Annotated in this window: 10 protein-coding genes; all 10 read left to right on the top strand. The window is 46.3% G+C overall.

Going from position 1 to position 9,076, the window contains the following annotated elements; genetic code table 11:
- Positions 1-239 precede the first annotated feature (239 nt).
- Positions 240-2,036: a thiamine pyrophosphate-binding protein gene (locus JRI95_06480; GenBank protein MBW2061196.1), complete on the top strand. Its 1,797-nt coding sequence runs from the start codon at positions 240-242 to the stop codon at positions 2,034-2,036.
- A gap of 290 nt (positions 2,037-2,326) precedes the next feature.
- Entirely contained in the window at positions 2,327-2,956 is a 630-nt protein-coding gene (locus JRI95_06485; protein MBW2061197.1) for a plasmid pRiA4b ORF-3 family protein, read from the top strand.
- A 612-nt stretch (positions 2,957-3,568) separates the two neighbouring features.
- On the top strand, positions 3,569-4,831 hold the full coding sequence (locus tag JRI95_06490) for an efflux RND transporter periplasmic adaptor subunit (protein ID MBW2061198.1): 1,263 nt from the start codon (positions 3,569-3,571) through the stop codon (positions 4,829-4,831).
- 9 nt (positions 4,832-4,840) lie between these two features.
- Positions 4,841-5,518, top strand: a complete 678-nt coding sequence (locus JRI95_06495; protein MBW2061199.1) for an ABC transporter ATP-binding protein — start codon at positions 4,841-4,843, stop codon at positions 5,516-5,518.
- 66 nt (positions 5,519-5,584) lie between these two features.
- Positions 5,585-6,865 carry an ABC transporter permease gene (locus JRI95_06500; GenBank protein ID MBW2061200.1) on the top strand — a complete coding sequence of 427 codons (1,281 nt, stop codon included), beginning with the start codon at positions 5,585-5,587 and terminating at the stop codon, positions 6,863-6,865.
- Between the two features lie 15 nt (positions 6,866-6,880).
- Entirely contained in the window at positions 6,881-7,369 is a 489-nt protein-coding gene (locus JRI95_06505; GenBank protein ID MBW2061201.1) for an ABC transporter permease, read from the top strand.
- A gap of 87 nt (positions 7,370-7,456) precedes the next feature.
- Positions 7,457-7,957 (top strand): cell division protein FtsX, encoded by a 501-nt coding sequence (locus tag JRI95_06510; protein MBW2061202.1) that lies wholly within the window; start codon positions 7,457-7,459, stop codon positions 7,955-7,957.
- A 350-nt stretch (positions 7,958-8,307) separates the two neighbouring features.
- On the top strand, positions 8,308-8,520 hold the full coding sequence (locus JRI95_06515; protein MBW2061203.1) for a hypothetical protein: 213 nt from the start codon (positions 8,308-8,310) through the stop codon (positions 8,518-8,520).
- Positions 8,521-8,566: 46 nt separating this feature from the next.
- Positions 8,567-8,800: a hypothetical protein gene (locus tag JRI95_06520; GenBank protein MBW2061204.1), complete on the top strand. Its 234-nt coding sequence runs from the start codon at positions 8,567-8,569 to the stop codon at positions 8,798-8,800.
- A 16-nt stretch (positions 8,801-8,816) separates the two neighbouring features.
- A partial coding sequence (locus tag JRI95_06525; GenBank protein MBW2061205.1) for a hypothetical protein occupies positions 8,817-9,076 on the top strand: 260 nt, incomplete at its 3' end.

A 9,076-nucleotide genomic window follows, 5' to 3' on the forward strand; every position in this document is an offset into this window, starting at 1 on the left:
TTTCATTTTTTCACTTTCGCCGCGTCAAGCCTTATGGTATTCTGAACTCATCCCTCGCTTGAAAAGTAAGTTGTGGATACCCGGAGCATCTCACTGGCTGGTTAGTGAAGATCCTGAACTATTCAACAGAGTGATTCGTGATTTTATAAACAGATAATTGTACAAATTTCTCATAGTCATGTGACGTGTAGATGCTATGATACTTTAATCTAAGCTTGAAAAAAAGGAAATCGAAGATAATGAAAAAAATTATAGATCAAATCAGCCGAAGAAGGTTTCTGGGTCTTGTTAGCGGCGCTACGGCTTTTTTTTCAGCCGGAGGGTTGTTGACGCTTCCACGACCAAACTCCTCAAAATCAGGTATGGCCTACGCCGCTTCATTCCCCGAATATGATATTGCCGACCTGAAATCGGATACCCCGCATGGTGGCCAGCTGGTGGCCCACGCACTAAAGAGGGAGGGCGTAAAGTACCTTTTCGGCCTCTGCGGAGGACATATCAACCCCATCTTTGACGGGTGCCTGGATGAGGGAATCAAAGTTATTGGAACGCGTCACGAACAGGCCGCAGCACATATGGCTGAAGCATGGTCCCTGGTTACCGGTGAGATGGGGGTTTGCGCTGTCACGGCCGGACCGGGCCTTACCGATGCCCTTACCGGCGTGGCCAACGCCTATGAAAACCGAGTTCCCATGCTGATTCTGGGCGGACATAGTGATCTGAAGGACAATGACATCGGGTCTTTACAGGATATCAATCAGATAAATCTTTACGAATCAATTACCAAGTGGGCACGCGTCTGTCATAAAACCGACCGGATCCCGGAATATATCGCCACAGCCTACCGGCACGCCCTGAGTGGAAGGCCCGGACCGGTCTACCTGGAACTGCCCCAGGATATTCTTAAAGCGAAAGTAAGCAAATCCAGCGTGAAATTCCCCAAGAACTACCGGACTCTTGAAAAACCGAGCGGCAGTTCCCGTGCCCTCCAGGCGGCCGCGGATATCATTGAGCAATCGAAGCGTCCTTTGATAATTGCTGGAACCGGCTGCCGATTTTCAAAGGCAGGTGATGCCATAGCCGCTTTTGCCGAACACAGGGGAATCCCAGTCATCACACGAGAAGGCGGGCGCGGCATTATACCGGATTCACATCCTCTTTCCCTTGGCCCCTCCTGCGGAATATGGGGCCCCATAGGAATAGCCGATACCATAATTCTTCTCGGTTCACGGCTGAATTTTCAGCTTGGCTATGGGAAATATTTCTCAAAATCCGCCAAGATCATACAAGTGGATACCGATTCAACAAATATAGGCTTCAATCGGGGTGCTGATGTTGGGATCATTGGCGATATCAAACAGGTCCTGGAGGACCTGAAAAGAATAATACCGAACAATCCGGATCGTCAATGGGCCAGGCGATCAAAAACAAGAGTGAAGGCGACGGAAAAATGGATGCATGGCCGCACCCGGTTTGGAGGAACACCGATCCATCCCAAGATACTGGCCGAAGGAGTTCGTGACGTGGCCGGTAGTGAAGCCTCGTATGTCGTGGATGGCGGATGGGTAGGCATGTGGGGCGGTGAAACCCTGCCCGCGGAGCGGCCGGGCGAATGTATTGGTGTTCAAACAGGACCGATGGGATGCCTGGGGGTTGGCGTACCGTATGCGCTGGCCATGAAGATGGTTCATCCAGACCGCCCGGTGATCCTGTTTACCGGTGACGGCTCCTTTGGCTTTACGGCCGTCGAGATAGACACGGCCGTCCGTTATAATATCCCCATCGTATGCGTCGTAGCAAACGATCAGGCCTGGGGAATGATTAAGAGCGCTCAGGCTTATCATTATGGTCCAAATCGAATTGTCGGTACGGAATTGGGGCTTGTACGTTATGATAAATGGGTTGAAAGTTTTGGCGGCCATGGCGAATTTGTAGAAAATCCAAGCGAGATCAAACCAGCTATTGAAAGGGCCATAAAGTCGGGTAAACCGGCTTGTGTTAACGTCCTTGTAAGAACAGCCCCTCACAGAATATGATGGCCACCGGGCCTGGTTTGAATCATTCACTGACTTCATTTTAGTCTAAGGCGGGATGGCGGTTCCTTGCATCCTTGAACTTGAAGTTTCTTTCCCGAAATATTCAACATAAAATAGTTATATATTAATCGGCTATAACAATTTGAAATTTAAAAAGTTTCCTATATCGACGGTAGTATTTAACGGGGGGCGACAGAGCCCGACTTTTTTCGGATGCACGTATTGCTTACAATTTAGCTGGCGTTGTGAGATACAAAATACATCCTCAAAGCGCTAGGAGGAATAAGCTGATGGAGACTGATAATTCTCAAGTATATCAATTCAAGGTGACTTTGAACGGTATTCGTCCACCAATCTGGCGGAGAATTCAGGTTCCAGCCGAATATACGTTTTGGGACCTTCACGTTGCTATTCAGGATGCGATGGGATGGTTTGATAGTCATTTGCACGATTTCAAGATAACTAATCTCTCCACCGGACACTATGAAAAATTCGGAATCCCGATTGAGGACGATATAGATTTTGGAGAGGAACCTCCAACCAAACCAGGTTGGGAGCACTATATTGCCGATTATTTTTCTCTGGAAAATTCAAAAGCAATTTACGAATACGACTTTGGTGATGGTTGGGAGCACACTGTTCTATTAGAAAAAATCATTTCGAGGGATGAAAAAAAAATATACCCCATATGCTTGGACGGAAAACGAGCCTGTCCACCCGAGGACTGCGGAGGCGTCTGGGGATACGAAAATCTTCTTGAAATTATTGCCGATCCAAATCATGAAGATTATGACACATGGATAGAATGGCTCGGTGAAGATTTCGACCCGGAATTCTTTGATGCAAAATTGGTCGAATTTGATGATCCTACCGAAAGATGGAAATTTGCCTTTGAAGAATCAGACGAGTTGTTACATTGAATAAGATTCCAGACAAGTAACTGATGCCAGAGATATCAATAAGTAGAGACAGCCGGATCTCAGGTTCCTGCCCATGCGTGTATCTCTAATTTTAACCCAAGTCGTTTTCCCCAGAAATTTTGGATAATCAAAGTCGCTTTTTATATTTCTCACCACGGTCGACATTGGGACTTCTGCGTTTCCGCTGAATCACCACTACCGGGCGGTGTTTGGCCATGGCTGACGGGGTAAAATCCGTTTGACAGTGAGAGATTCAGTGAATTACTATGCCCTGAAGTGGGAAAATTGTCCGGTTTTCGATGAAATTGGTGGAAAATAGCCTTTTGGCAAGGAGAGCCATGTCTTTCGATCCGGCTCAATGCCTATTCCAAAGGCAAAACGCAGTGCCGGAAGGCTGGAAACAAGGGGCTCGCGGCTGATGCTGCATAGTTCCGGATAAAGTATCAGTTAGAACTTTTTTCTGTATTTATGATGAGAAATCGCTATTATCCGGCAGGTAAAAAGCTTTTAACAGTTCCATATGGTCAATAAGGTGGATGGGGGTTGCTAAAGGGTGATAATAAGAGAAACGTGGCAGGTACCGCATAATTCAGGTAAACGAACAGATTTGATATGGATCGTCAGATAAAGAAAAAATGGTTTGGCCCGAAACAAATTTCATGGCTTGTATTTGTCGTGATCATCGCTATATTCGCAGTTTATTATTTTTTCTATCAGGATACCAGTTCGAAACTGAACGTGCGTACTGAAAAGATTATTATTTCAACTATTACGGAGGAACCATTTCAAGAGTTCATCCCTGTGCTTGGAAAGGTCATGCCGGTCACAACAGTTTTTCTGGACGCCATTGAAGGAGGCCGGGTTGAAAAAAAGTTTGTTGAGGCGGGCGCCTGGGTCAAGGAAGGGGACAAGATCCTTCACTTGTCGAACACCAACCTGGTTATCAATATTATGCAGCGGGAAGCGGAATATGTCACCCAGAGTGATAATCTGCAAAAGTCCCGCCTCTCCATGGAGCAGAAAAAGCTCGCTCACATAACCCTGATGGCTGAGCTGGATTATCAACTGCAAACAAAAATGCGTGATTACGAGCAGAGCGAAGCGCTTTTTCAAAAGAAAGTAATTTCGAGGAAGAAATACGCCGACGACAAGGAAATCTACGAGTATTTAATTAGGAAAAAGAGACTGGCTGAAGAGAATTTCACGCAGGAGATTAATTTCCGGCAAGTACAGATCGAACAATTTGAGGCTTCGCTGAAAAGAATGAGCGCGAACCTGGAACTAATAAAGGAAAAACTGGAATCGTTGACCATCAGGGCCCCCATCAGCGGGCAGTTGACAGTACTTAATGCGGAGATTGGAGAATCCAAGGCCCTGGGCCAACGTTTAGGCCAGATTAATGTCATGGATGACCTTAAAATTATTACCGGGATTGATGAACACTATATCGCACGGGTAAAAGAGGGAAATATAGGGACCTTTGATTTAGAAGGAAGCACCCATGAAGTCACCCATGAAGTCAACATCGTTAAAATCCTGCCGGATGTCCGCGAAGGGCAGTTTGTTGTTGAGCTGAAGTTCATCAAAAATCCGCTGTCAGAAATCAGGATCGGGCAGACTTTGCATATTAAACTGACTTTGGGGGAACTAACCAAAGTGATCACAGTTCCCAGGGGTGGGTTTTACCAAAGCACCGCCGGTCAGTGGATATACGTATTGGACAGCACCGGGAGTTTTGCCACAAAAAGGAGTATCCGGCTGGGCCGTAAAAACGCAGATGTCTTTGAGGTATTGGAAGGACTGAACCCCAGGGAGAAAGTGATTACCTCAAATTACGATAACTTTGAAGATATGGATAAATTGATCCTTAAGTAAGGAGCGCCGATGATTAGAACGGAAAACCTTGTTAAAATTTACAGGACGGAAGAGGTTGAGACAACAGCCCTGAACAACCTTAGCTTAGAAATTAATGAAGGTGAGTTCGTTTCCATTATCGGGCCATCAGGCTGCGGTAAATCAACCCTTTTAAACGTACTGGGTCTGCTTGACAGCCTCAATGAAGGCAAATATTTTTTTATGGATCATGAGGTCTCGAAATATTCTGAAAGAAAGCGAACCAATTTGAGAAAAGCCAACATAGGCTTTGTCTTTCAGAGCTTTAACCTGATTGATGAGTTAACGGTCTTTGAGAATGTTGAGCTCCCCCTCCTTTACCTGAGCGTATCCTCATCGGAGCGAAAGAAACGGGTAAAAGATGTGCTGGAGCAGACCGGTATATCCCATCGGATGAATCATTACCCACAATTGCTCTCTGGCGGTCAGCAGCAGCGTGTTGCGGTGGCTAGGGCTGTAGTAGCCAAACCCAAGGTTATCCTGGCGGACGAGCCCACTGGTAATCTGGATTCCAAACATGGTGGTGAAGTAATGGATCTCTTAGCCGAACTGCACAAAGAAGGCACCACCGTTGTTATAGTTACTCATTCACCCGATTATGCCCAACGTGCCCAGCGTATTATCCAGCTTTTGGATGGTGATGTGGTAACAGGAGAGGTGGCTGGTTAACCACCAGCCCAGATTGCGTAAAATTCCGGCTCCCAGTTTTCTTAACATCTCGAAGAGGACAAAACAGTGTTTTTAAATTATCTAAAAATCGCCTACAGGAATCTTTTTAAGTATAAGGCCTTCTCGCTGATCAACATCTCCGGGCTGGCCATCGGCATGACCTGCTGTTTCCTGATCCTGGTGTGGGTGATGGATGAATTGAGCTTTGACCGATTCCATAAAAATGCTGACAACCTGTATCGGGCCGTGGTGAGGGTAAAGAACGACAACGGCGTTACCACCTCGATATGGGGTCCGGCTGCTTTAGGACCCGGCTTAAAACGAGAAATGCCGGAAGTTGTTGATTTTGCACGGTACGTCCCGGCTCCGCAGATAACCTTGCAGCATGAGGACGCCACTTTTAACGAACAAGTCGTATGGGTTGATCCGAGCTTTTTTAAGATGTTTACCTTCCCCGCCATAGCCGGGGATTTGGAAACAGCCTTCGAAGAACCCCTGGCTCTAGTCATCACCCAGAAAATGGCCAAAAAATATTTTGGCACCGATAAGGATGTAATCAACAAAGTCCTCAAAATGAGCAACAGGTACGATTATAAAGTCAAGGCGGTGCTCAAGGACATCCCGGCCACCTCCCATCTGAATTTCGATATTCTCGCGCCCTCTTCCAACCTGAAATACGTCGGATACAAGGATGACAATTGGATCTGGAACAATTGTATTACCTATGTCCAGCTTCAGAAAAACGTTCCTTACAAGAAATTCAACAAAAAGATCACTAACTACATTGAAAGCCATATGACCAAATTTACGTTTTCTGAAGAACTATTTTTGCAGCCTTTAACCCGAATTTATTTGTACTCGGATTTCAGTGGTGAAAGAAGCAGGCAGGGAAACATCACTCACGTCTATATTCTTTCAATTATTGCTGTCTTTATCCTTTTGATCGCCTGTATCAACTTCATGAATCTTTCCACGGCCCGATCCATGAACCGCGTCACCGAAATCGGTATCAGAAAAGTAGTGGGAGCGCACCGGACCCATCTGATAGCCCAATTTTACGGGGAATCGATCTTTCTTTCCGTGGTCGCCCTGGTTATCGCTCTGGGCCTGTCCGAGCTGCTGCTGCCTTCGTTCAACGCTATGGCTGGGAAACAACTGTCACATGATCTGACCGGCAACTGGCACGTCATTCTGGGTATCGGCTTAATCACAGTCTTTACCGGCATCATCGCCGGAAGTTACCCTGCCTTTTACTTGTCCGCGTTTAAGCCAGCCAGGATTTTGCAAGGCTCTTCCAAGAAAGCCTCTAAAAGCGCTGTTCTGCGTAAAACTTTAGTAATTCTATAATTTGCCCTTTCGGTAATACTGATTATCAGTACGGCAATTGTTTTTTACCAACTGCAATACATAAAAAATAAAGACCTGGGATATGACAAAGAGAATCTGCTGGTAATCCCCAACAGGACAGGCCAACATATACGCAACAGACATAAAACGTTCAGGTATGAGTTGACGAAAAACCCGAAGGTCCTTGGGGCCACCGTTACTTCCCAAAATCCGACCAACATGGAATATGCCACAATCATTTTCAATTGGAGAGGGAAAAATCCAGAGGACCAGATTCTGATTCACGCTAACAGTGTAACCGTTGATTATGTCGACACACTGAAGCTACAGGTCAAGGAAGGAAGAGGGTTTTCCGATAAAATCACCTCTGATCGAAGAGGAGCGATCCTGCTGAATGAAGAGGCGGTCAAGGTGATGGGATTTACCAACCCGTTGGAGGAAACTGTTACCGTGGGAAAAACCAAATTAAGGGTGATCGGCGTACTAAAAAAATTTCATTTTTAGCCCATACATAAAAAAATTGAGCCGATGATCATCTCTACGGGAAGGATCAGGGGTGGTTATACTATAGTCAGACTTCATCCAGATCAAATGGCTGAAACCATCGGATTTGTCAAGCAAACCTGGACTAAGTTTTTTCCGACCATTCCCTTTAACTATCACTTCCTTGATGAGGATTATGACAATCTGTACCGGGCCGAAGAACGGATGGGGACGCTCCTTAATTACTTTTCGATACTCGCCGTATTTATCGCCTGTTTGGGACTATTCGGGCTGGCCTCCTTCACCACTGAACAGAGGACCAAGGAAATCGGAATCCGTAAGGTTTTAGGGGCTTCCACACCCGGGATTATCATGCTCCTGGGTAAGGATTTCGCTAAGCTGGTTCTGATTGCCAATATCATCGCATGGCCGATTGCCTATTACGTCATGACAAATTGGCTCCAGGATTTTGCTTACCGGATTAATATCAATTGGCTAATTTTTCTGCTAACCGGCGTCCTATCCGTATTCATTGCCCTAGTTACGGTTAGTTTCCAGGCTACCAAAGCGGCTATGGCCAATCCGGTCAAATCGCTCCGATATGAATAATGGTTTTAATATCCCCGAATCATACTGGAGATCGAATCCAATTCGACGCCGCCACTACCAGGCGGTGTTTAGCTTTAGTTGACGAGTGGAAATAACTTTAATAAAAAAAACCAATATTTTATTCATCAGCTGGTCCTCAAGCCCTTGGTTTGGGGACCATATTGTTGAAAAATCACCTTTTGGCAAGGAGAAGCAGGCCCTTCGAGTCAGTTTAAAACCTACTTTTCAGATAGCGGGTAGCGCCCCTAATACTGAAACAAGAAGCGACGTGTCACACCGTCAACTTGGCTGTATCATCATACCGTTACGGTTTTTGAGGTGTCTTCTAAAAATAAAAGGAGAGCCATGTCATGAGGAGAGTAAAGAGAGAGAATACCAGGGTTTTTCATTTTCTAGGTCTGGCAGCCATTATCGCTTTGGGATTGTTTGTAATCGCTGCCCCATGCATTGCTGCTGATGATGATTGTAAGGGCGCTGTGGTTGTGGAACCAGATTGGGAGAGATCCTACAAGGCCGGTTATACGGACAGCAACGGACATTTCAATCAGCGTATCCAAGCTTGAAAAAAATCCGGACCTCAGCCAGGCAGCCGTTGGATACACGGAGGCCTTGAAGAAAATCGGCAATGGCAAGGCTGAACTCAAGAAAGAAACCAGGACCAAGCTGCCGGACGGAACCCCGGCGGTGGAGTTTGTCATCACATGGGTCACCAAGGCCAACGTAGCGTTGACCACCCGGGCCTTGACCGTGTACAATGAAGGCTATTCCATTTCTATGGGCACGCATACCTGGGCCGGGAATTCGCCGGATAAAAAGATCTTTTACACCATTAAATTCAATTGATAAAGGAGACATCGAGATGACAAAGAAATCAAGGAACACTACCCGGAGAGAGTTTTTAAAAACCAGTGGAAAAATTGCGGGCACCGTTATCTTTTCCGGCCTATCCGCAGGCAGTATGAGCGCTGTCCTGAAACCGAAAACAAGTGATGCTAAAGATGTTTCGCCTCCTGAAGGGAGAGGAGATTATAAGGTTTTTTCCGCAGGGCAAATCGGTACGATGTCTGTCAAGAACCGGCTGGTGCGTTCGGCCACCATGATCGCTGCTGCTGCCCGGGG

Source organism: Deltaproteobacteria bacterium (assembly GCA_019308995.1).
In the GTDB taxonomy this organism is placed as follows: Bacteria; Desulfobacterota; Desulfarculia; order Adiutricales; family JAFDHD01; genus JAFDHD01.